Source organism: Mesorhizobium sp. M0340 (genome assembly GCF_040321535.1).
Classification (GTDB): domain Bacteria; phylum Pseudomonadota; class Alphaproteobacteria; order Rhizobiales; family Rhizobiaceae; genus Mesorhizobium.
Map to the genome: position 1 here is coordinate 93,916 of NZ_JAMYRR010000012.1, position 23,456 is coordinate 117,371.

Here is a 23,456-nt window from a genome sequence, read left to right on the forward strand (position 1 = left end):
TCGCGGTTTGCCGCTACTTCACTGGCGAGCGGTCGGTGAGCCGTTTCGCTCGCCGGGTCGAACACTCGAAGCCAGTGCCGAAATCGAGCATATCGGCATCGGTCGCGCCGCAGGCCGGTTTCGGCGCGCTCTTGTGGTCGGCCTGTTTGTGGTCGATCCGCGCGATCGCGACCTCGACTGTCGAGCCGCGCGAATGGGTGGACAGTTCGCCGATATAGCCCTTGGGGATGAGATCCTTGGCGCTTGATGTCACGATGGCTGCCCGTATTGACGTCCGCTGCACTCACCAAGCACGACCCCAATTGGACTGCGCATATTACGCACGCATGGCAACACTGCGCCGCGGTTGCTAGGGGGGGTCAAGCAGAGTTGAATGGCGAAAGATTGAGGGTCCAATCGTGATGCGGCGGCGCCCAAATTTGCGACAGCGCGCCAACGGGCAAAGACGACCCCGAGCGGAAATTCGTTCGTCGAGGGCGAATTCACGCCGATGACCCGAACCCACCCTTCCCGGGGCGATTTGGCGGCCCGAAAGCTGACCTTTAGCGGAACCGGCGGTCGTGACCCTGAAGCGACATTCGCATTGAGGTGGACAGCGAGTCTCGTTGACTGGCTGCCGCATCGGCGCATAGTCGTCGACGAGCACGATGCCCCATTTGGGGAACAGTCGTATGAGGGGAGGCAGGCCATGGAAGTCGCCGGTGGCGCTGGTGCCGACGTTGACGTCCCGTATATTCTCGTCCATTCCGATCGCGAGATCAGGCGTCTCAGCCATCAGGCGGGCATCATTAACCCGATCACGCGAAGAATCTTGCTCTCTGCGGGCATGAGCCCCGGGATGCGCGTGCTCGACGTGGGCTGTGGCGCGGGTGACGTTACATTCCTGGTTTCCGAGATGGTTGGCAGCGGAGGTCAGGTCATTGGCGCAGATCGGGCTCCAGCGGCCCTGGCGGCGGCGGAGCGGCGTGCGGCGGCGCATCCGATCCAGAATGTCAGCTTCCGTGAAGGCGATCCCGCGGCACTTTCGTTCGACCGACCGTTCGACGCCGTGATCGGCCGCTACGTTTTGATGTTTCAAGCCGATCCTGTGGCCATGCTGCGTGGCGTCGCTCGTCATCTCCGGCCTGGAGGGACCATCGTCTTCCATGAGCCGGATTGGGACGGCTGTCGATCCAGCCCGCCGGCGCCGACCTACGACCACTGCTGTCGATGGATCGTCGAGACGTTCCGGCGCAGCGGTATCGAGACTAATATGGGTATCAAGCTCGATGCGGCATTCCGCGCGGCTGGATTGACCGCGCCCTCAATGCGCATGGAGGCGGTTGTGGGGGGAACCAATGGCGGCTTCGACTGGTCACACCAGACCGCCGAACTCATTGTCACGATGCTGCCGGAAATCCAGAGCCGGGGCGTTGCGACGGCCGCTGAGGTCGATATTGAAACTTTGGGACAGCGGATGCAGCGCGAAATCGAGGCGGGTAGCGTCATCGTGAGCCGTTCGGAAGTAGGCGCCTGGTCGCACGCCTAGAGCTAGCCATGACACTGGGCGGCTGCCTCTCACGAACGACTAAGGCGCATGTCCGCTCTTGGCGCGATCGAGGCGATGCGGACTTCGCCTACTCAGCAGCCGCCAGTGCGGGTCAAACGGCTTGGTTGGGTGGTTCTCTGCCGTCTGTCTCGTCGAGCGGAACGAGCAGGCAGCGCCATTAACGGACTAAGAGTGGATTCTTAGCCCGCACTTAGGGTCCGTACAGAAATTTTCGAATCGATTAGGTTCATTAGGCCGCGGCAATTGGCCGAATCCCGTCAAGGAACTGAAGCAGTTATTGTCATACGGGCCCTTAGTAGCCCCGCTCAAGATTTACGAGATTGGGTGATGTCATTGCCCAACTTGATCTGCTCGCACAGACCTGCCACCTGCGCTATGCCCGAATCGACCCAATAGCTTGCCACATGTGGTGTGATGGTCACCTTCGGATGGGCCCATAGCGGACTCGCCTGGTCGAGCGGTTCCGAGGTAAAAACATCGAGGCAGGCGCCTGACAGTTGCCCAGCGTCAATGGCGTGCAGAAGTGCAGCCTCGTCGACGTGTGCTCCGCGTCCGACATTAACGAGGTAGGCGCCGCGCTTCATCAGACGGAAAGTTTCGGAATTAAGTATTCCTCGAGTTTCGGTGGTCAGCGGCAGCGCGCACACGACGAAGTCTCGTTCAGCCAAGGCCTCCTTAAGCGCTGGGGCACCAGCGTAACAGGCCACATCGGCGATTTGCTTAGGGTTGCGGGACCATGCCGCCGTGCGATATCCCAGCTCGGCGAAGAGTCGCGCGGCCCATCCACCGATACGCCCAGCCCCAAGGATAACGATGCGGGTCTCGCTGGTCTTCCGTGGCGCGATCGGGCGCCATCTCTTCTGGGTCTGTTGGAGAGCATATTCAACGACATGGCGTTGCCGGCACAGTACTCTGAGAACAATGTACTGCACAACCTCAGAGGCAAGTTCGCGGGTCGCCAAACGTACGACGCCAACGCCCGCAGGCAGCTCACCCAGTTGCAAGCCGTCTATGCCCGCGCCGAGATAGGCAACTGCACGCAATCGCGTCATACCTTCAAAAAACCTGCGCGGCGTAACCTTATCGATCAGCACCAAGTCAATGTCGCCGGGATCGCCGTGATGGGGCCATAACCGGAAGTCGAGGCCCGAAACGCGCGCCTTGAGAGATCGCGCCCACTCCCCCGCGTCGATATAGTCGGGGTAATCATTCACCATCAGTAAAGTGAGTGCTTTCACCACTACCTCCTAAACACTCTGTTCGACGTACATCAGCCGGAATGGATCGAAGCGGCTATCCGGGCACGCCAGCCATGCGCATCGCCTCTGCGAAGTGATCACGATCTTCTTGACGACGGAATGGGTTGTTGTCGAGCAGAAGCTGGATGCATCCTTTGGCTGCTTGCTCAATGCCCCCCGGCCTTGCTTTCAGCCTCGCTACTGCTTTTTCCGCCCATAGCTTTGCCTCGGCAAGCCTATCAAGCTTGGCAAGTATAGCTGCGCCGAAAAAAGTCGAATCGATAAAGTAGTCGGGGACTCTGATCCGCGCGGCTAGGGCCTCGGGATACCGCCTTGCGGTAAATAGGGCAGTCGCCTGAAAGGCGATATACCAATCGGGGTATCGTGGATTGAGACGCATTGCCGCTTCGCCGCAGGCAACCGCCTTTTCCCCTTCTCCATACATTGCGAGCATGTAGCTGGCATTGGCGAGGCTGTCGGCATCATTAGGGTTGAACATGATGGCGCGACCACATGTTTCTTCATGCGCTCATAGTCGCCCCGATAGAGGCAAGGCCATGCCAGCGCGATGTGGGCTTGATAATCGGCTTCATCGAGCGCGAGGGCCCGTTTGGCGCAATCAAAGGCCATGTCATAAGCGCCTCTACCTTCTGCCGCAATTAGCAAATCAAGCGCTTCCATCTGGTAGGTCACCGCTAAACCGGAATAGGCGCGCGAAAAGCTTGGGTCTGTGGCAGCAGCCTTTTCGAAGTGCTGGCGCGCTTCAAGATTGTTCTGACCCACCGTCCACAAGAGATGTTTGCCGCGCAACCAATGGTCATAGGCGATGAGGTTTTCAGGGTGCTTACGCTTAGCGCGTTCCAAGGAATCGTCTTCGAGGCCCACCGCCAGCATGCCCACGATCCTCTGGGTTATCTCGTCCTGAACCGCAAACATATCGGCAATTTCTCGATCATAGCGCTCCGCCCAGATGTGGCTGCCGGTCTCAGCGTCGATGAGCTGCGCGGTTATGCGCAGACGATTCCCGGCGCGACGAACGCTTCCCTCGAGTACATAGGTCACGCCCAAGTCGCGTGCCACGTCGGGGATCTTCATCGTCCGTCCCTTGTAGGTGAACGAGGAATTGCGGGCGATGACGGACAGCGACCGAAAGCGCGAAAGTTCGGTAATGATGTCCTCTGTGATGCCGTCGGAGAAGTACTCCTGCTCTGGATCGCCGCTCATATTGACAAACGGCAAGACGGCGACCCACGGCTTATCGGGTAGCGACAGTGCGCGACGCACCAAGGCAGAGGTATCGGCTGGGCGCACTCGGCAAACGCGCACCAGCTGCTCGATGTTCTTCAGCGCCTGCTCGCCCATATCCTCGAACTGCAGATCGAGCCGGTTGCCCAGGTGGTCACGCACTGTGCCCGACACCGCTATGCCACCGGCCGGGGCGACGCTCTCAAGCCTAGCCGCAATATTCACTCCGTCTCCGAAGATGTCCTCGCCCTCGACGATGACATCGCCCAGGTTGACCCCGATCCGCAGTCGGATCGCGCGGTCCTCTGGCATGTCGGCGTTGCGCGCCTCCAGCCGCCGCTGGATGTCGACCGCACAGGCAACGGCGTTAACAACGCTGGGGAACTCAGCCAGAACCCCATCGCCGGTCGCCTTGAAAATCCTACCCATGTGTTCGGCGATCTTTGGATCGACCAGCTCGGCCCGCAGCGCCCTCAGCGTAGTCAGCGTGCCCATCTCGTCATGGCCCATGAGCCGGCTGTAACCGACCACATCGGCAGCGAGTATGGCGGCCAAACGGCGCTGCACGGCGCTCTCGACCACGCTCGGACTCCTCCCACGTGTGACGGCTCCGCTTTGGAGCCCAATCAACTACACAATACCAGCGCCTTATGTCAGGGCAATCGGGCGCTCGGATATGACGCCTCCCATCGGCAAGCCATTAGAAGCTACGACACGTACGGGCGGAATGACAGCTTTGGGTCATGGCCGTGAATTGACCCGGAGCAAGCGAGCTTCTGCTTAGGGTCGACTCTGGCCAGTGCGTGAAGGTCGGCTTAGGAGGCGCGACTCGAATGGCGCGAAATGGCGCGTCCCGCTGGTTCGAACATCCGCCCTCGAGAACGCCCTAAATGAGCGTCAAACGACTTGGTTGGGTGTTTTTTTGCCTTCCCTCTCGCCGATTGGAACGAGAAAGGAGCGCCAAATCCTGACGTACAGACGAACGGTCGATAAGGTCGCGATCCTGACCCACATTTCCAGTGCTTCTTCAGGCGGCCTTCAGAACTGTCTTTCTGACGAGTGCGATTTTGCACTCATCGATGAAAGCTGGCAAGAAATGGAGCGCAATCCAAGAACTGGCTCCGGCCGCAAGCGCTAGCGGAGAAGCTATCTCAATCCGGCTATTCTTGTATTTTTATTGATCTAAACAATGACTTATGGCGGTGAGGGAGGATTCGAACTCCGCGCTTGGAAGAGCGTCCTTCTCGTCCTCACCGTGCAGGCCGGTTACTCTGGGCGGCAGAGTGCCCTTCCGCGCTTCGTTTCCGATATCAGCGCCGGCAACTGACCAAGGCATAGCGGGCTCGTAACGATAAGGACGGTTCTCGCCATTTGAGGACCGCAACGGGTTGGCGAGTCTAGTCTGAGCGATCAAGCCCGCGCTCTGGACGAGGTCCCATCCTCACAGAATGTTCGCCCACCGGGCCAAACGTGACGCAACGGAACGGATGGTTCACCCGTAAGGTCTTGGGGAGATTGCGAAAGGAGACCAGCATATGACCTGCGAACGAGACGTCGGCACGTTCGAAGAGCCCGTGACCGTTTTGCTGTCCTCGGGCAAAGTCAGTGTTTCGAGCACCCGCGAAGCCGCCGAAATGCTGCTTTACCGCTGGCCCATTGGAGAAACCGGGCGCCGCATCCAGGCTCGCATGGCGTGCATGAAGGTGCTCGGCGGCGGCAGCGCACCGGAGGTAGCGCGCGTGGCATTTCTCAACGCCGCCAAGGAAGCGAAAATCCTGACTGCTTGACATCTCGTCAACGCGTGCCCCACCACTGTCCATCGTGCATCACTCTTGCAGCGGCCATTACATTTGTGCAAACATCGTGCGTCGATCTCGCAAGGCATGATCGCTTCCGGTGTGGTGGTTTACGTGTCGTGCCAGCCGGTCGACTTCCGCAAGGGCGCGGCAGCTTTGATGGCGCTGGTCAGGGATGGTGGCCTGGACCCGTTCTCGGGGGCGCTTCACGTATTCCGTTCGAAGCGTGCGGACCGGGTTCGCATCGTGTGGTGGGACGGCAGCGGGGTTTGTCTTTATTCGAAGACTCTGGAAGATCACAGCTTCTGCTGGTCTGCGATATCGGCCGCGCGCATGCGTCTCGACCACGCCCAGCTGATGGCGCTTCTGGCCGGGTTAGACTGGAAAAAGATCCGTCCGGCCAGGATCAGGCGGCCGTTATCGACGGGCTGAAACCGGCCTGCGGCAAGATGAATCATGCGGCTGGAACGGTTGGGAAAGCGGCTGTTTTTGTGCTTTGCTGCCTGCCATGGTTCTACCGGGTCTTGCCCTTCCCGACGACGTTGATGCGCTGAAGGCGATGATCCTTTCCATGGCTCGCGAGCAGGCTGCGAGCGAGGCCCGGATCGTAGTCGCCGAAGCTCGGATCGCAGCCTCCGAGGCGGAGGTCGCCCGGCTGAAGGCCGTCGAGAAGAGCGCCAACGAGCGGATTGCCAATCTCACGTCGATCCTGAAGGTTTTGCAGCGCACGCAACATGGCACGCGTTCCGAGCGGCTACGCCTGGCCATCGACGACGAGCAGGCCTCCTTTGCCTTCGAAGAGGTCGAGACCGGCCTTTCTGCGATCCGCAGCGAACTCGATCACGCAGTCAAGGGCAAGCCAAAGCGCGCAGCGCGTCCACGCAAGGGTTTTGCAGCTCATCTCGAACGCATCGAGGAAGTTATCGAGCCGGAAATCCCGGGCGACTGCGAGGGGCTGGAAAAGGTTCTGATCGGCGAGGATCGATCCGAGCGGTTGGACGTCGTGCCGCCGAAGTTCCGGGTCATCGTCACGCGCCGTCCCAAATACGCTTTCCGGGGCCGTGACGGCGTGGTCCAGGCTCTGGCGTCGGCGCACATCGTTGAAAGCGGCCTGCCGACGGAGCGGCTGCTCGCCTATATCGCCGTGTCGAAATACGCCGACGGCCTTCCGCTTTACCGGCAGGAGACGATCTATCTGCGCGATGGCGTTGAACTCAGCCGGTCGTTGATGGCGCAGTGGATGGGGCACCTGGGCTTCGAGTTGCAGATGCTCGCCGATTACATCCTTGAGCGCGTCAAGGAGGGCGAAAGGGTCTTCGCCGACGAGACGACCTTGCCCACCCTTGCCCCCGGAGCGGGGAAAACCACGAAAGCCTGGCTATGGGCCTACGCACGGGATGATCGACCCTATGGCGGAACCAGTCCGCCAATGGTTGCCTATCGTTTTGAAGACAGCAGAGGCGCGGATTGCGTGGCGCGCCACCTCGCCGGATTCAGCGGCATCCTGCAAGTGGATGGCTACTCGGCCTATACCAGCCTGGTCAAGGCACGGGCCAAAGCCGGCAGCAATGAAACAATCCGGCTCGCCGGCTGCTGGGCTCACCTGCGGCGCAAATTCTACGACCTGCACATCAGCGGGATCTCGCAGGCCGCGACGGATTCGATCATCGCCATGACCGAATTGTGGAAGGTCGAGGACGAGGTTCGCGGCAAGGATGCCGGAAGCCGCGCCGCGCTCCGTCAGGAAAAGTCCGTGGCCATTGTCGCGAGCCTCTTCGATCTATGGGAAGCGGAACTGGGCAAGGTCTCCGGAAAATCCAAGACCGCCGAGGCGATCCGCTACGCGCTCACCCGGCGGGAGGCGCTGGAACGCTTTCTGATGGACGGTCGCATCGAAATCGACTCCAATATCGTCGAGCGTGCAATCAGGCCCCAGACGATCACGCGAAAGAATAGTCTATTCGCCGGCGGCCAAGGCGGTGGACGAACCTGGGCTACGGTAGCCACCTTGCTGCAATCCTGCAAAATGAACAGCGTCGATCCGCTCGACTGGCTCTCCCAGACCTTGACCCGCATCGCTCAAGGCTGGCCGGCATCCGAGATCGAAATGCTCATGCCTTGGAACTTTAGGCCTGACGTTATCGGCTGACCGCTTACGCGCGATCAGCCTATCACGTACGATTTGGCTTTGCAGGCGATGCGGCTGGCCCGCGGCTGCTGACTAGAAGCGATCGGCCGAACCAAAGAAGAGGCGCTCCCTTGTTTCGCGCCGTATCCCCATCTAGCCTGCACTATTGTCAGTTGAGGTGACGGGTATGAAACAGAATCAGGTTGGCATTCAGCGATCATTCGCAAGCAACGCATTGGCCATCGGGCTTTTGATATCGAGCATATCTCTGGCAGGGTGCACTACAGTCTCAAATAGCGGTGCGGATGGTCGACGCCGCCGTCCGGCACCTATACGGATATTGTCGTTGTGACGGTCACCTTTTGAGATAAGCGCATGGAGCCGGCGCTTGCTGGGGATTGCCCAGGCCCGGCACGATGCTCCGCCCGACCCCCTACTCGTGCCGGGCACACTCCTCCGGGTCGTTAGTCACTGCTCTCAAGCGGCTCCCCTATCTCGAAGACGCTCCCGCGTGCTGAGCAGGCGTTGATCAATTGACAAGCAGCGTGTGATCGTAAGGTTTCGCCAGCAGTGGTCCTCCATCGCACCAGCCTCCCGCATCGGCTGCGGCGTCCGATACCCTGACGTGAGGATCACCTTCACGCAAGGAGATCGGTGGGCGTATCCGGGCGGGCGCGTTGCGCAAGTCTATTTCGCGCCAAAAGGGGCGAGGGATGTCCTAGATTAGACTGGACCAGCCGCATAAGCGTCGGAGGCGTACCCGTCGAAAACGAACTCGTGTTTGAGGTTCCGGTCCGCGGAACAGCAGTTATCCAGAAATGGAACTGACTTTGAACTGTTTCGCTTGCCCGGTTGACAATCGAGGGGTCCCGTTCGGCGATCACCAAGCCTTTAAACTGCACGAGCTGTAAGCCCGTCCGTAAAGCACCCTTACCTTTAGTCGTAATACACGACACGGTCCCGTCCTTCCGACTTGGCGCGGAAGAGCGCCAGATCGGCCGCCTTGATGAGGTCATTTGGCGTGTGGTTCTCATCAGGCACCATGGTTGCAACACCGACGCTGATTGTCACCCGCTCAGAACCGTGTGGAATGCTCAAGGCTCGCACGCTCTGCACGAGCCGCTCGGCCATAGCGCCCGACTGCGCCTGCAAAATATCGACCACCACCACGACGAACTCTTCGCCGCCGTAGCGCGCCGCGAGATCGGTCGAGCGGTTGCAACTGCTTTGGATTACACTGGCGACCTGCTTCAGCACCTCGTCGCCTGCCATGTGGCCATAGGTGTCGTTGTAGCGCTTGAAGTGATCGGCATCGATCATAAACAACGACAGCGGGCTCTTCGTGCGGACCGCGCGCTTCCATTCCGCCGCGAGATATTCATCGAAGTAGCGCCGGTTTCCCAGACCTGTGAGACCGTCAATCCGTGTGAGACGTTCCAGCTCGAGATTCGCGCGCATTAATTGCCGCTGGCTTTCTCGCAGGGCCCTGTATGCCTCCTCTCGCTGAACGTGGTCAAGATAGGCCCGGGAGTGATAACGGACACGAGCGACCAACTCGATACGGTCCGGCAGTTTGACCAAATAGTCGTTCGCTCCGGCCTCGAATGCCTCGCCCTTGATGGCCGGATCTTCTTTACTTGACAGCACGATGACGGGGACAGAATGCGTCGAGGAATTCTTTCGGTATTGCCGTACCAAGTCCAGCCCATCAACGCCCGGCATGACAAGATCCTGCAGGATGACCGTTGGCTTCACTTCGTCGGCAACTGTAGTCGCTTTGAGCGGATCGGTGCAGAAGTGGAAATCTATGTCCGGCTGGTTTGCGAGCGCGCGCCGGACCGCTTCACAGATCATTATCTGGTCGTCCACCAGCAGAACCATTGACGAGTAATTGTCTGCCAGGGGTGAGACGAGATTGGATTTGCCCGTCATAGAATAACCTTTCAGCAAGATGGGCCGCACGCCTCGATTAGGCGCGGGGCGATTGAGTCAAGCGGTAGGATCTCGACAGCGGCACCGATGGCAGCGGCGGCTTTGGGCATCCCATAGACCGCACTCGACGCGCTGTCTTGAGCGATTGTCAAATGCCCTTTGTCGCGTAGCAGCTTGAGCCCTTGGGCACCATCTCTACCCATGCCCGTGAGCAAGACACCGATCACGACACCCGGCCACCACTGCGCGGCGCTCTCAAGGAATACATCTACGGAGGGACGGTAGACGTTGTCGTGCGGCTTCGGGGTATAGCCGAGCTTGTGGGCTGACTTGAAGACGAGATGATCAGCCGTGGCCGCAATTAGAACGGTGCCGGCCTCGGGCTCATCTCCTTCGCGTGCCGGACGGATTGGAAGTGCCGCATGCTGGCCGAGCCAGTTTGCAAAACCGGGTACGAACTGCGCATCGAGATGCTGTACGAGAACTATTGCGGCCGTGAAATTGCTCGGAAATGCGCCGAGGATCGCGGCAACAGCTGCGGGCCCGCCCGCAGACGCGCCGATGGCAATAAGGTGCTGTGCCGATGACACAGACGGGGGCAATGTCCGTGTGCCCCAATTTGAAGACGGCGCGTCACGTACGAGTTTGCTGATCGTCGTTATCTTCTTGATGAGAAGCTGTGCGGACCGTCCGGACCCCGGGCCGTCAGAGCCGATCGAGGGGATGTCGACCGCGTCAAGCGCGCCATACCCCATTGCTTCATAGACACCAGGAATGTTGGCCTCAATGCTCGCCGTGACCAGCAGAATCAGGCATGGCGTCTTCGCCATGATCCTGCGCGTAGCCTCGACGCCATCCATTTCCGGCATCACCAGGTCCATGAGGATCAGGTCCGGGAGGTCTCGTTGGCAGGCCTCTACTGCCTCACGCCCGTTAACGGCGATCCAGGCCACCTGATGTTCCGGGGTTGATACAACCAATCGCCGCAGAAGCTCGACCGCAAGAGGCATATCGTTGACGATAGCGATCCTCATTGATGGATACACACGCTGCGCCTCATTCTGTCGCCTGGCCGATCAGGTCGACGACTGCATGGAGCAGTGTCTCGTCGTGGAAACTCCCTTTAGTCAGGTAGTAGTCCGCGCCGGCGTCCAGACCTCGCCTGCGATCGTCTTCGCGATCTTTGTACGACACGATCATGATCGGGGTGTTCCCGAGCCGGCTGTCCTTCTTCATCAAGGTCACCAGTTCGATGCCGTCCATGCGCGGCATATCAACATCGGTGATAACAAGATCAAATGGTTCAGACCGTATGGCGTTCCATCCATCCATACCATCAATCGCCACCTCGACCTCATAGCCGTTATTGTCCAGCAGCTTGCGTTCGAGCTCACGTACCGTCAAAGAATCGTCGACCACCAGAACGCGCTTGCGCCGCCTAAGATCGGGGCTGGTAGTACCACGCCGCAAGGTGCGTAGGCCGCCGGATGACGCGAGCTTGTCTACTGATCGGATCAGATCGTCGACATCAACGATAAGCACGGGCGAACCATCTTCCATCAACGCCGCCGCGCTGATGTCCTTGACCTTGGCAAAGCGAGGATCTAGCGGCCGGACCACCAACTCGCGCTCGCCCAGGAAGCGGTCGACAATCAACCCGTGGGTTTCACCGTGATCACCATTAATCAGAACGACTGAAAGTTCATCGGCGTCTGCTTGCGGCTCAGCGCGGTCAAGAACCTCGTGCGCGGTGACTAGTCCGATCTGTCGATCCTCGAAGCGGAAATGCGGCCGGCCTTCGAGCAGTTCGATGCGCGTGCGCGGCAACTTTATCGTGCTGGCGATGCCTGCGAGCGGGAAGGCGTATGGCTCTCCGTCAATGTCGACGAGCAGCGTGCGGAGCACCGACAAGGTCAACGGCAGCTGTAGTTGAAATCGGGTTCCGAAGCCGAACTCTGAGGAGACGGTTGCGAGGCCTCGGACCTGCTTGGTCATCGCCTGTACGGCATCGAGCCCCACGCCGCGTCCGGAGATGTTGCTAACCGTCGCTTTCATCGAAAAGCCTGGCAGAAACAGAAATTCGAGCAATTCCGCTTCGGCAAGTCTGCCGACGGTCTCCTCTGTCGTCAGGCCGCGCGCCACGACCGTCTCGCGCAGCTTGTTCAGATCGATTCCCCTTCCGTCGTCCGCGACGATTATCTGCAGCAGGCCCGCATTGTGCCGTGCTTCGAGCCTGATGACACCTTCTTCAGATTTGCCGGCTGCTATACGTTCGTCGGTCGTTTCGAGCCCATGGTCGACAGCATTGCGGAGGAGATGGCCGAGTGGTGCCTCGAGTTGGTCCAGGATGTCGCGATCGATGCCAGTTGAGCCCCCGACGATGTCTAACCGCACGTTCTTCCCCAAGGTTCGGCCAAGGTCGCGCACCGTCCTTGAGTAGTGCCGGACGCCATCCTCGAAGGGGCGCATGCGACTCGCCAGCGTTTCGTCATAGAGTCGGTTCGCAAGGTCAGTGGCTCTGCGGTCAATCGAGTCCAATTCGTCAAGGCGCTCTGCGAGGAACGTCTGGCTCAGCCGAAGTTTTTGCAGCGCCTCTGCCAGTGCTTGCACCGCCCGATCGTCCTTAGGAATCTCGGCCAGTGCGTCGCCTAGCACGTCGAAGGCAATGGCCAGATCCGACTGAATCCGTTTCAGTCGAAGTAGGCCGCCCGTAAACGGCCTGAGGCGACGAGCCTCCATCAGGGACTCACCGGCAAGCCCTAGTAAGCGGTTTAGACTATCGGCCGTTACCCGCACCATACGGTCGGAACCGACGCCGCCAAAAGGTTGAAGAAGTGGTTCCGATCGAGCGAGGACGCTCGTCTCCTTCGCCGAAGAGGCCCACGGCGCCTCCTGCGGGGCAGCATTTGAGCCGGCGAGCTCCGTCTCTGATGCTGTCGATGGGGAGGATGCCTGCTCAAGCGCCAGCAGAAAACCGGCTATTTCCAGTTTGGCGCTCTCATCGGCCGAGGCAGGCTCACTCGCTATGGATCCGAGGAGATCGACGCCTTTCAAAAGTGTATCGATGTGCTCGCGACTCAGGCTGAGACGCCCCCGCTGTGCGGCGACCAGGCACTCTTCCATCGCGTGCGCAACTTCCACCGCCGGCGTCAGATCGACGATCCGGGCCGCCCCCTTCAGCGAATGGGCAGCCCGCATGCAAGCGTCGAGACTCTGGGCGGACACGGGATCGCGTTCGAGCGCTAGCAGACCGGACGTCAGGGCCTGCGACTGCGTCTCCAATTCGGCCCGAAAGAGGTCGAGCATCGAAAATTGGCTGTAGTCCGCGCCGCTCATGCGATAGCTCGATCGAGCATGGCCAGCAGCAGCGCCTCGTCCAGACAACCGACCGCGCCCCTTCGCCACGAGACCATGGCTGCCGTCATGGTCGAGGACGCCTTGCCAACGGTAGCAGGCAAGGCAAGCTTGTCGCTCTGTTTGAATCGATAAATGCCGTGCATTTCGTCCACAGCAAAAGCAACGCGCTTGTCGCTGTTGCCGACGACGATAAGACGCGGAAATGCCTTGGTCCGCGTGTCCTGTACCCGCGTTTTGCGGTCGTCTACTCCGAGCAGTTTGGCCAACGAAATGCAAACCAGCAATTCGCCTCGAACATTGACAATGCCGAGAACCGCACTGTTCCTGCGGTGTGGCAGCGAATGAATGCTACGCAGCTCGGCCACTTCTTGGAAGCAGCCAACCGGAAGCGCCAGCCATTCCTCGCCGAGACGAAAGACAACGACCGTCTGAAATGCACTGCTCTCGGCATTCCCGACTGCTTCATCGGTCCTTGCCTGGGCAAAATGTCGGGCCCACTCGTCCCGATAGCCGGGCGGCAGCGGACGGTTCAGGAGGTTCCGTGCGATTTCCTTATAGGTCGGGCAGTTCCGGCAGTGGAGATGTTGCTCCAGTTCAGGGCACGATCTGTCACCACGAACGCCTATTTGCCGCCAGCAGTCGCCGATGGCGATGTCCGGCACCGATGATGCGCTACCGGGCTCAGCTGACGTCAAGTGCCGCTCCTTTTCCCAATCCGACCGAGCCGCCCGGTGAGTGCCTCGGCACCGGCGATGTCACCCTGCTTGCGAAGCAGCAGCGCAAGATGCGCGAGGGCTTCTTGATGGCGGGGTTCGAGATAGAGGGCCTTGCGATAGTTCTGGATCGCCTCGGAACGCGCATCTTCTGCATCCTGAGCTAGCCCGAGCAGATAGAAGATTTCCGGCGAAGGACCGTATTCCCCGAGATGCGTCAGCGCGAGTTCCTTTGCTTCCGCAACTCGTCCGGCATTGGCGGTGCGTTCTACAGAAGCGAGGCTTTGGGCCGCCCGCTCGGAAGGGTGGAAGGAGCGCTCCACTTTCGCTGCATTACTGGAGGCCGGCCGGATCGGGCTCAGCACTTTGCTGACGTCAGAGATAGGAGCAGGGGTGGCCGGACCGAAGCGCGACTTGGAGGGGGCAACCGTCCGGGGCGCCTTAGCCGGCTCCACGTTCGTGAACGCAAATGCCATCGGTAATCGCGCTGAAGCAAAGCCGTGCAGAATCGGAAGGCCTGATTCCGCTGGACCGACGAGCAGCAGGCCATCTGGCGCGAGGAGGGTCTTCAGACAAACCAGCGCGCGGTCTTGCAGGTTTCGGTTGAAATAGATCAGCAGGTTGCGGCAAAAAATAATGTCGTACGGTGCCGGCCCATACGAGGCCGCAGGATCAAACAGGTTGCCAAGCCTGAACCGGACTTGCTTCAGGACCCGCACCTCAGGCCGTAGTCCGCCTTCGGCCGCTTCGAGATAGCGCCCTCTGAATTCGAGAAAATCGCCGCGAAATGAGTTGCGCCCGTAGACCGCGCGCTCCGCGGCCGCGAGATTGCCCGTGCTCACGTCGACTGCGTCAATCTTGAAATCCTGTGCTCCGAAACCAGCATCGAACATGGCCATCGCCATCGAATAGGGCTCTTCGCCTGTCGAACATGGTAGGCTCAAGAGCATTATGGGTTGACCCGGCCGCATGCGCGCCCGTGCATGACGCGTCATTGCAGTGAAAGCTTCACGATCTCGGAAGAACCATGTCTCCGGTACGACAACCGCGTTGATCAGTTCCTGGAGCTCGGATGGGGAGCCAGCCAGCAACTGCCAATAATCTTGAAGCCCGCTGATCCGGCAGGCTGACATCCGCTCCCGGAGCGCGTGACGGATCACCGACAGACCGACAGTGCCGCTGTCCAGTCCAATCTTTTCCCTCAATAGCTGTTCGACCGCACCAAACATCATGAACTCATCGCGACCTGACGGAACAACGTTTTGCGAATGTCGTCCGATAGCAGCGCTTCGGCCCTGACCCACTGGACAAGTCCTCTATCGTCGGACGCCACGGGGCCCAAGTAGGGCGGAGTTCCCGCCTCCATCCCGGACGGCGCGAAGTCAGAAGGATCCCGCTCGAGCATATCGGTCGCTCGTTCAGCAACAAGCGCAAGCAGGTGGTTCTCACCATCCTTGGTTGGATAGCGTATCAGAACGATTCGTGTGCTCAGCACCAGCGCCGAGGGGCGGCCAAGCGCAAGCAGGCTGAGATCGATCATGGGAACGGGTAAGCCCCGGCAGTTGATTAGGCCTACTACGCCGTTCGGCGCGCCCGGCAGCGTTCTCACGCCAATGTAAGGCAGGACCTCTTCAACCTGCTCCATGTCCAGCACATACCGGTCGCCACCTATACAGAACCCGAGGAATAGCATAGTCGTCCTAGCTCGCAGGCACCTCTCGTAGCGCCCGCAGTTTGAAACGGGAAATGCTGCTGCGTAACCCGCCCGAAACCTGATTGAGTTCGTCGATCGCGAGCGTGGATTGCTGGAGGGATTCAACCGTTTGCTGAGCGGCTTCGCTCAATTGTATCAGCGTCTCACTGATCTGCGCTGCGCCCGTTGCCTGGGCCTGCATTCCTTCATTGGCGACTTCGAAGCGTGGCACCAAGCCCTGGACCTGCTGAATAATCTCGTAGAGTTGGCCGCCGACCTGCTGCACATCTTGCATGCCACGTCGGACCTCCTCGGAGAATTTGTCCATGCCCATGACGCCGGCTGCGACGGCGGATTGAATTTCCTTGACCATCTGCTCGATGTCGTATGTCGAGACGGCGGTTTGGTCGGCAAGCCGCCGGATCTCCGTTGCCACGACCGCAAAGCCTCGCCCATATTGGCCCGCCTTTTCAGCCTCGATTGCGGCGTTTAGCGAAAGAAGGTTGGTCTGGTCGGCAACCTTGGTGATCGTGGTCACCACCTGATTGATATTGCCGGCCTTCTCGCTCAGGATCGCAAGTTTGGAATTAATCGCGGTGGCGGCTTCCATGACGTGCTGCATGGTTGCCTCCATGCGTGCCAGCCCTGCTTGTCCGCCGGTGGCGAGCGTGGCGGTTTGCTCGGCGACCGCAGAAACTTCGCTCATCGTTCGTACGAGCTCATTGGAGGTTGCCGAGATTTCCTTCGCGGTCGCTCGGATTTCGGTCGTAGTGGCCGCGATCTCATTTGCGGTTGCCTGCTGTTCCTTTGAGGTGGCGGCCACCTCGGTTATCGATGTGTTGACTTGAATGCTGGATTTCTGAACCTGGCCTATCAGCGTGGTGAGATCATCGGCCATGGTGTTGAAGCCCTCAGCCAGCGTGTCAAACTCGTCCTTGCGCTTCAAATCGAGGCGCCCGCTGAAGTCGCCCAGGCGCATTACACGGACGAGATCGACCAATCGGCCAAGCGGGACACTAACGGCACGGAATAGAAGATAGCCGCACAAAAGGGCCAAACCGAGTGCTACGAGGAACCCGGCAATCAGGCCCAACTTCGCTGTGCGGACGATCGAACCTATCTTTTGGGTCGAGCTGTTTGCCTCTCCTCTATGGTCCTCGACCATGGCTTGCAGAGCCGATTGCAATTTCCGAAAGATCGGCTCCACATTGTTCTTGATGGCCGGGCGCTCGTTGGGGATCTCTCCCTTCGCCAACGCGGCACGACTGGCATCCAGTACGGCGGCTTCGGCTTGGCGGAATTGATCGGCGAGGTCCTTGACGACAGCGTAGTTCTGCTTGTCCAAATCGGACTCAATGGTCTCTTCATACTCGTCCATCGACCGTTGCAGGGCGTCGCGGTTCGCCTTGATGGTAGTCTCGAAAGCCCGCTTGTCGGCAGGATTGTCCTGAAGAGCATATTCCTGGAGAAGACTATGGGCATCCATCTGTCCCATCATGATCTGGGTGCTGTGATAGAGGTCCGGAAGAGTTTCCTTTTCCACGCTGGTCGCTTCTTGCTCCGTCTGGAGAAACCAAACGTATGTAATGATGGCCATAACCGACATGACAACCAGAACGGCCGCGAAACTGGCGAGTATGCGGCGGCGTATCGTCAAGCTGTTCATCGGGCTCAGTTCCGCCAGGGCGCTAATTGATTTGTTGGCACGACTAGCCCAGCACCGCGTTGCGACTATGCCGAACAGGCGAGATTCATTCGAATCGCGGAATCTAATATTGGAAACGTTTCTTTTCCGTTCACGTCGCGCCCACAAGCCGCCTGCGAACGGCATGTACGCGTCCAAACCAATGGTCGATCGCATCGGCCGCAACTGGAAAGTATCTCCCACATCGAGCGTGGCAACCAACTCCCCTCCATTGAAACGCTCGTGAGTCGCGCGTGTTCTCAGCGACGGATTGCTTCGAAGGCCTGGCAAGGGGGCGCGCTGTTTCGCGCGAGAGCGCACATAGCTCGAGGTGGAACTCCTGGAAGCGCCGTGCAATTGGCGCTTAGGGTTGTCAAAGTGGAGCGCGTGCAGGTGAGGCCTGCTTGCCGTGCACGCTTTGCGCTGGCGCAAATCTGATTTCATTTGTCGCGGCTATGGCCGTTAGCCTACCCACGAGGGCGAAACACTCGCAAAGTCAATCATCGAGACTGGAAACGCTAACCCGATACGCGACTGGCGCCGCCGGTTGAAGAGAGGGCCAGCGACCAGCAGCGTGCTCGCCGAGTGCGGCCGCGGGAACTTGTGCCGGCCGCGCCAAGGAGCGGATATATCAAATGGAGCGCAATTCTTAGCCATTCCTTCATCCATCTTTCGTTAAATACCCCATGGAAATGGGGCGCCCCATATCGAGGCGGTTGGTTCGGTGTTTGCGACGAGGCGTCGGGACGAGCGGCAACGTTGCTACTATTTTTGCCCTATCTTTGCCGATTGTCGTCGGCGCAGCGGGTCTCGGTATCGAGACCTCCTACTGGTACTTTAGCAGCCTGAAATTACAGGCGGTGGCGGATGCGGCAGCCTATGCTGGCGCTTTGGAAAAGGTTTCGGGATCTGACAAGCCAACGATAGTCGCCGCCGCGACACTGTCAGCGACGACGAACGGCTGGGACCCGTCAACAGGCACAATCGAAATCTTCACTCCCCCGTCCTCTGGCCCGAATGTCGCCCAAAAGGCCGTCGAGGTCATCGTTCATCAGACCCTCGATCGGTTTTTCACATCGATATTCACGCAAAACGCGATCGGCGCACGGGCAAGAGCGGTGGCTTTTATCACTGACGCCTCAAAGGCCTGCGCTTTGTCGCTCAATCGTTCCGCCCCGAGAGCGGCGCTGTTTTCCGGCAGTTCGACCATAAAAATGACGGGCTGCTCCGTCATGTCCAATTCCATTGCCGCCGATGCGATCAAGCTTCAGGGATCGGCAAACCTTCAGGCCGACTGCCTGATATCGGCCGGCGGTGTTTCGTTGAACAACCCCGTGACGACTGTTTGCGCCAGCCCGATAACCCAGGCCTTACCCGCTGGTGATCCCTTTGCCGACCTGCTGGCGCCACCAGCCACAACCCCCTGTCAAAACTCGAAATTGTCGACCCTGAACCCCGGGACATACTGCAGCGGGCTGAGCTTGAGCGGCAATGTTGCGCTCGCGCCCGGCGTGTACGTCATTCAAGGCGGTGATTTCAAGGCGAACGCGAACGCCAATATTTCCGGCGACGGAGTCATCATTTATCTGGCCGGCAGCTCGGGCGTCAGCATGAACGGCAACGCCACCGTCAAGCTTAGCGCACCGACGTCGGGCACGTATTCCGGTGTGCTGTTTTACGGCAACAGGGCTAACCTGGCGGGATCGAACACGTTCAATGGCACGGCGGACTCGCTTTTGACCGGCGCTTTGTATTTTCCAACCCAGGATGTCAATTTTCTGGGCAATTTCTCTGGCAAAGGTGGTTGCACGCAGGTCGTCGCCAGTACCTTGCAGTGGTCCGGCAACACGAGCATCAGCCAGGATTGCACGAGCCTCGGAATGCGCGACATTCCGGCGACGCAATCCGTTCGGCTTGTGGAGTAATCTTCGTGGAACGGCGATCCGTCCGGATGTTCCGGAGCGATTCGGGTGTTGCTGCGGTAGAGTTTGCGCTGATTGTGCCGATCCTTTGCCTGGTACTTCTTGGCGTTATTAACGGCTGGTCTTTCGTATCAAGCGCGTTGTCGATGCGTGCAGGCGTCAAAACGGCGGCGAACCTCGTGATGCAAGGCGCGGCCGACGACGCGGCTACCCAAGCCGTCGCCCTTTCGAGCTGGGAAAATCATCCCGATGACGCGCAGGTGACGCTGAGCCGGAAATATATGTGCGGGATCACCGTGGTCGATCCATCTGTCCTGTGCGACAGTTTGAAAGCTCCCGCGGTTTTCGTCGAAATCCAGGCGACAGCCACCTGGTTCCCGCCCTTCAGTTTTGGCGATTTTTCCCTCTCGCGCGGGATCAGCCACAAACAGGTGATTCGTGTCCGCTAAAGCGGGAGCCTTCATACGTGGGGTATCAGGCGGAGCCGCATTGGAGTTCGCGCTGATCGCGCCTATTCTGATAATGCTTTTGATCGGCATCTTCGCATTCGGCTGGGCTCTGAATGCCATGTCGAGTGTTCGCTATACTCTGGAAACGTCCTCACGAGCGCTGCAAATGAAGAACTCGCTGACCGAAGCCGAGATAAAAGCGATAGCCACGGCAAAATTGCTGAGTTTGGGATTAAGCGATGTCAACATAACAATAGCAATCGACGCCCCCAGCGGCGGCTTTCGAATGGCCCATCTGACCGCCAAATATGCGTTCGTGATTGAATTCCTGTATTTCGACCGGTATCCGATTAATTATGCGACAACCGTCACGGTTCCGTTGATTGGAACATAAGGCTCATTCTAGTCGGACGCCGCAGCTAGTTCTCCATCAAAAAACCTGCAGCGAAGCTCTTCCTTGCCGCAAGGTGCTTCACGCGGGCTTTGATCCCCGGCTTGACCCATTGTGGGGTCGCCGGCGGCCTTGGCAAGCCCTTTGGTAGGAGGCCGGCATGCTCCTGAAACGTACTTCCACAACCGATCCCGCATGTCACGCCGCCTCTGACGATAACGCTATGTTCATCAGCCAAGCTCAATTATCTGGCAGACCAAAAACTACACGAAGCGACAGACGCCGGGAATTAGGCGAAATGGCTGAAGACGAACAGAGGCGCCAACGCAGGCAGCGCGTCTTCAAGGGCGCAACAATCCTGACCGGCATGACCCATTCCGAGGTCACGTGCACGGTGCGCAACATGCATGCCGGCGGCGCCGAACTGAAGGCCTCGATCGACGCTCGCGTCCCCGACGAATTCCTGCTCTATGTGCCGACCGACGGCATCGCCTACAAGGCGGTGGTTCGTTGGCGTCGCGAAGACCGCATCGGCGTCATGTTCACCGGCACCGAGCCAAAGCCGCACTGGCACTACGGCTAAATCCCCTGAACCACACCTCGTAGCCGTATGCTGGGCGGTGATTGACCCCGTCCTTTGGACGCCTTGTTCCTCCTCCAGAATTTCTTCGACTTAGGTGGCCGACAACCATTCTGGCGCCGACTGACTGCTCGCTTCCATTATCGGTTTGCCGACCATCGTTGGAGATTTCAGAATAGCTACTGCTCTCGCCCTCTCCACCGTCCTGATGGTTTAAACAGTGCCCGTGCATTTCGAGACGGTCCGAGTCGTCGCGAGGATGCGGCGCTGGTGGGGTCGGTCTGCTCGTGTGGAACTGCTCGCATTCATCACGCCTGCGTTGGTCGCGCACCTGCTCGGTATTGGGCAGGGGTAATAAAAGGCGCTGTTCCCCCACAAGCAGAAAACCGGCCTCCCCCTTGCTTCGGCCTGCGGCCTGCAGCACCGACAAGGCACCCGCTAGCGGGTGCCGCCGTCCATCTTTTCATGCCGTCGCGAATCGTCACGTGATCGGTCCGAAAGGTGATGGTTTTGGTCCGTCGAGACGACAGCGACATTCGCCTGACTGGGAACGACAGGGTCAGAGTGCCTGTCATATCAGGGAACGTCGTGCAATTTGTCGACCAGCCCACAAAGTTCCAAAAAAACGGACCGTTCGCTTTGAGGTTGAGTTGCGCCTTAGTGCTTCCCTTGTGATCTTCCTCAGCGTCCGCTGTTTTGACAGGGAGCGCATTGGTCATTCGGCCCATCGCGCTTTTCTGCGGCCCGCCGTTTCGCCCGACATCATGGAACGATATCGCCCCCCATGTATTAGAAACCCATGGACACTATGGAACCCCACGGCCACGGGATGGCGGCCGATTTTTTGACATCGGAAGTTGCCAATGCCAGGCAGCGCATCCACCGGACCGAGCTCGCACTTCAACGCACTGAAGAAATGCTGGCCGAAAATCTTGCGCTGTGCAGCAGGATACGAACTGCGGTCGAGGCCGCAGACCGCTTGGTGAAGATCGATCCCCCGAGCTTTGAAGGACGTCGCGCGGGTTGAACTGGGCCGGCGGTTGATTCGTCGCGACCTTCAGGCCACCGGCACCACTCGCGCTCAAGCACGGCGGCAACCAGGTCGACAGACGGCGAGCGCAGCTCATGGTGCGCGGCCTGGTGCTCGCGAGGAACCTGTCATCGGGCATGCGCTCCACTGCCTCGAAATGCCATCGCGCGCGCGGCGCCAACAGAAGGAAGACGTGGGGCCTGAGGCCCCCCACCCCCATTCCGTTCCGCTTCGCGGACGGACATGCTCGCTCCCTCGCTCATGCGGCACTATCCGGTGTTGAGCCATATTGCTTTTGAGAGTGAAGGATGCGGCTGATCGCCGTCGCATAGCGGCTGATCTCGGCGTCGATCTGGCTTGGGGTAAAGCCTCGGCGTTCGAGCTTCTTCCGCTCCGGTGCAACATGCAGCGACCAGTAGCGCTGTCCGGCTTGGTAGGTGCGAGCGTTCAGCGCGGTTGGTATGCTGCGAAGACGTAACCTTGCAGCTCGACTAAGGCGATCGGTCCCTTGGGAATAGTGCCGTCGGTATGGAAGATCGCATCGGCACTGTCCTTCCAGCCCTGATTGAAGAGGCCCGTATCCGCTGCCCTGCTGTAGGTAACGAACCCCTCCCCGTTGCGGGCTCCGACCTCTTCCATCCAAGCCGTGGCAGCACCCAGTGATTCCCAAATGCGATCGACAAAGTCCTCATCTCCGGTCCTGTCGGCGTAGGACGAAGCCAGATAGATGTGCAGCGGAGTGGTGTCGACGCCATCATAGTAACGGCCGAACGGCAACTCGCGAAGCACGGCCATCTTGCCCTTGCGCATTTCGTGCATGATCTTGCCTGGCTCCGCGTCTCCGAAGACGGAAGTCTCGGTCGATTGGTAGCGGGCGAGAAACGCCAGCACGCCACGGGCAAGCTCGGGATTGAGCCAGAGCATCTGCAAGGCGGAAATGACTCCGTCGCGACCAAAGGCGGTTGAGAACCATGGAATGCCGGCATACGGGTATGGTCCCGTCTCGAGGTCGGTTGTCAGGAGCGCGATGTCGGTACGTATGCGGGCCAGCCAGTCATTGAACACGCGTCCGGAACTGAAAACGGTGGCGCCTTGCCGGCGCTTTGAGCGAATCGCACATCGCGCTCGCGCAGCGGCGGCACGAAACCGGTCACTGGACGGAATCTCTTCGCCGTGACCGACCATCCAGATGGAGGATCCTGCGGTCACGGCTCGGCACGACAATGCGGAACTCGGCGTAACTGGAATGCACCTGATCCGGCTCCGCAATGACCGACTGGCGCGCTACATTATCAAGCCCTTCGTACCGAAATGTGACGCTTGCCTCACCAATCAGCGCGTCAGGGGCACGACCGCGACGGCTACGCGTGGTGCCGCGCACCTCGAACATGTCTCGGAAATCGGCATCGAAGTCGAGACGGACCGGCAACGCAATCTCGCGCGAGAAGTAGTTGGTGAAGGTAATGCGCTCGAGCAACGGGGGGTCTTCGCGCGAGCCAGTTATCCGGTCTCCCGCTCAGAAATTTCTACCAAATATTCCGACCTCCTGATGGAACCCATTCGTTGCGGGCGAGTTGCGGCTCATTGGGACGGACTTCCCGAACATGACAACGAGCAACAAAGCAGACCATCAGTCTGTCTCCGGAGCGTTTCGGAAACTGATCCGTTCCGAAGGCTATCGTCATCACGTACAAACGTTCTTAAATCTGGAGGTCGAACCAGAACTGCCGCCCACCCTACAGTCATTAC

22 protein-coding genes are annotated in these 23,456 nt (G+C 59.4%); 9 read left to right on the top strand and 13 right to left on the bottom strand.

Annotation, left to right across the window (positions count from 1 at the left end; all coding sequences use genetic code 11):
• Window positions 1-13: 13 nt before the first annotated feature.
• A complete protein-coding gene (locus NKI79_RS18570; protein ID WP_352803328.1) occupies window positions 14-253 on the bottom strand; it encodes a M15 family metallopeptidase domain-containing protein in 240 nt (79 codons plus the stop codon).
• Between the two features lie 435 nt (window positions 254-688).
• Between NKI79_RS18570 and NKI79_RS18575 the strand changes: the two genes are divergently transcribed.
• Window positions 689-1,528 carry a class I SAM-dependent methyltransferase gene (locus tag NKI79_RS18575; protein ID WP_031195157.1) on the top strand — a complete coding sequence of 280 codons (840 nt, stop codon included), beginning with the start codon at window positions 689-691 and terminating at the stop codon, window positions 1,526-1,528.
• A 326-nt stretch (window positions 1,529-1,854) separates the two neighbouring features.
• On the opposite strand, the gene NKI79_RS18580 is transcribed toward NKI79_RS18575, so the two are convergent.
• Window positions 1,855-2,787 carry an NAD(P)-dependent oxidoreductase gene (locus NKI79_RS18580; RefSeq protein WP_352803331.1) on the bottom strand — a complete coding sequence of 311 codons (933 nt, stop codon included), beginning with the start codon at window positions 2,785-2,787 and terminating at the stop codon, window positions 1,855-1,857.
• A gap of 312 nt (window positions 2,788-3,099) precedes the next feature.
• Window positions 3,100-4,614 carry an adenylate/guanylate cyclase domain-containing protein gene (locus tag NKI79_RS18585; protein ID WP_352803333.1) on the bottom strand — a complete coding sequence of 505 codons (1,515 nt, stop codon included), beginning with the start codon at window positions 4,612-4,614 and terminating at the stop codon, window positions 3,100-3,102.
• 992 nt (window positions 4,615-5,606) lie between these two features.
• Between NKI79_RS18585 and NKI79_RS18590 the strand changes: the two genes are divergently transcribed.
• From NKI79_RS18590 to tnpC, 3 genes are all read left to right on the top strand, one after another.
• The gene (locus NKI79_RS18590; RefSeq protein WP_352466278.1) at window positions 5,607-5,819 is read left to right on the top strand and encodes a DUF982 domain-containing protein; all 213 of its coding nucleotides are present in this window, start codon (window positions 5,607-5,609) and stop codon (window positions 5,817-5,819) included.
• A gap of 96 nt (window positions 5,820-5,915) precedes the next feature.
• Entirely contained in the window at window positions 5,916-6,260 is a 345-nt protein-coding gene (tnpB, locus tag NKI79_RS18595; protein ID WP_023722957.1) for an IS66 family insertion sequence element accessory protein TnpB, read from the top strand.
• A 76-nt stretch (window positions 6,261-6,336) separates the two neighbouring features.
• Window positions 6,337-7,977 (top strand): IS66 family transposase, encoded by a 1,641-nt coding sequence (gene tnpC, locus NKI79_RS18600; RefSeq protein WP_352803336.1) that lies wholly within the window; start codon window positions 6,337-6,339, stop codon window positions 7,975-7,977.
• Window positions 7,978-8,892: 915 nt separating this feature from the next.
• On the opposite strand, the gene NKI79_RS18605 is transcribed toward tnpC, so the two are convergent.
• Genes NKI79_RS18605 through NKI79_RS18635 form a run of 7 tightly spaced genes read right to left on the bottom strand, consistent with a single transcriptional unit; the run spans window position 8,893 to window position 17,557 of the window.
• Window positions 8,893-9,888, bottom strand: coding sequence for a response regulator (locus tag NKI79_RS18605; protein ID WP_031195385.1), 996 nt, complete (start codon window positions 9,886-9,888; stop codon window positions 8,893-8,895).
• A gap of 11 nt (window positions 9,889-9,899) precedes the next feature.
• Entirely contained in the window at window positions 9,900-10,922 is a 1,023-nt protein-coding gene (locus NKI79_RS18610) for a chemotaxis response regulator protein-glutamate methylesterase (RefSeq protein ID WP_352469269.1), read from the bottom strand.
• Between the two features lie 22 nt (window positions 10,923-10,944).
• On the bottom strand, window positions 10,945-13,224 hold the full coding sequence (locus NKI79_RS18615) for a hybrid sensor histidine kinase/response regulator (protein WP_352803339.1): 2,280 nt from the start codon (window positions 13,222-13,224) through the stop codon (window positions 10,945-10,947).
• Window positions 13,221-13,940: a chemotaxis protein CheW gene (locus NKI79_RS18620; protein ID WP_051409790.1), complete on the bottom strand. Its 720-nt coding sequence runs from the start codon at window positions 13,938-13,940 to the stop codon at window positions 13,221-13,223. Before NKI79_RS18620 ends, NKI79_RS18615 begins: the two co-directional genes overlap by 4 nt.
• On the bottom strand, window positions 13,937-15,187 hold the full coding sequence (locus NKI79_RS18625; RefSeq protein WP_031195386.1) for a CheR family methyltransferase: 1,251 nt from the start codon (window positions 15,185-15,187) through the stop codon (window positions 13,937-13,939). Before NKI79_RS18625 ends, NKI79_RS18620 begins: the two co-directional genes overlap by 4 nt.
• Window positions 15,187-15,651 (bottom strand): chemotaxis protein CheW, encoded by a 465-nt coding sequence (locus tag NKI79_RS18630; RefSeq protein WP_023680840.1) that lies wholly within the window; start codon window positions 15,649-15,651, stop codon window positions 15,187-15,189. Before NKI79_RS18630 ends, NKI79_RS18625 begins: the two co-directional genes overlap by 1 nt.
• 7 nt (window positions 15,652-15,658) lie before the next feature.
• Entirely contained in the window at window positions 15,659-17,557 is a 1,899-nt protein-coding gene (locus tag NKI79_RS18635; RefSeq protein WP_245278787.1) for a methyl-accepting chemotaxis protein, read from the bottom strand.
• Window positions 17,558-18,027: 470 nt separating this feature from the next.
• Between NKI79_RS18635 and NKI79_RS18640 the strand changes: the two genes are divergently transcribed.
• The 5 genes from NKI79_RS18640 to NKI79_RS18660 all read left to right on the top strand — a co-directional run bounded on the left by NKI79_RS18640 (window position 18,028) and on the right by NKI79_RS18660 (window position 21,704).
• Window positions 18,028-19,260: a pilus assembly protein TadG-related protein gene (locus NKI79_RS18640; RefSeq protein ID WP_352681764.1), complete on the top strand. Its 1,233-nt coding sequence runs from the start codon at window positions 18,028-18,030 to the stop codon at window positions 19,258-19,260.
• Window positions 19,261-19,265: 5 nt separating this feature from the next.
• The gene (locus NKI79_RS18645) at window positions 19,266-19,706 is read left to right on the top strand and encodes a TadE/TadG family type IV pilus assembly protein (RefSeq protein WP_031195389.1); all 441 of its coding nucleotides are present in this window, start codon (window positions 19,266-19,268) and stop codon (window positions 19,704-19,706) included.
• A gap of 40 nt (window positions 19,707-19,746) precedes the next feature.
• The gene (locus tag NKI79_RS18650; RefSeq protein ID WP_352622013.1) at window positions 19,747-20,100 is read left to right on the top strand and encodes a TadE/TadG family type IV pilus assembly protein; all 354 of its coding nucleotides are present in this window, start codon (window positions 19,747-19,749) and stop codon (window positions 20,098-20,100) included.
• Between the two features lie 295 nt (window positions 20,101-20,395).
• A complete protein-coding gene (locus NKI79_RS18655) occupies window positions 20,396-20,680 on the top strand; it encodes a PilZ domain-containing protein (RefSeq protein WP_023680838.1) in 285 nt (94 codons plus the stop codon).
• A gap of 796 nt (window positions 20,681-21,476) precedes the next feature.
• Complete coding sequence (locus tag NKI79_RS18660) at window positions 21,477-21,704, top strand: hypothetical protein (protein WP_352803342.1); 228 nt, start codon at window positions 21,477-21,479, stop codon at window positions 21,702-21,704.
• A 262-nt stretch (window positions 21,705-21,966) separates the two neighbouring features.
• On the opposite strand, the gene NKI79_RS18665 is transcribed toward NKI79_RS18660, so the two are convergent.
• The 3 genes from NKI79_RS18665 to NKI79_RS18675 all read right to left on the bottom strand — a co-directional run bounded on the left by NKI79_RS18665 (window position 21,967) and on the right by NKI79_RS18675 (window position 23,184).
• The gene (locus NKI79_RS18665) at window positions 21,967-22,266 is read right to left on the bottom strand and encodes a DUF6074 family protein (protein ID WP_352536487.1); all 300 of its coding nucleotides are present in this window, start codon (window positions 22,264-22,266) and stop codon (window positions 21,967-21,969) included.
• Entirely contained in the window at window positions 22,155-22,772 is a 618-nt protein-coding gene (locus tag NKI79_RS18670) for an amylo-alpha-1,6-glucosidase (protein ID WP_023722970.1), read from the bottom strand. The genes NKI79_RS18665 and NKI79_RS18670 overlap by 112 nt, the downstream gene beginning before the upstream one ends.
• 85 nt (window positions 22,773-22,857) lie before the next feature.
• Window positions 22,858-23,184, bottom strand: a complete 327-nt coding sequence (locus NKI79_RS18675) for a glycogen debranching N-terminal domain-containing protein (protein WP_023722971.1) — start codon at window positions 23,182-23,184, stop codon at window positions 22,858-22,860.
• Between the last annotated feature and the right edge of the window lie 272 nt (window positions 23,185-23,456).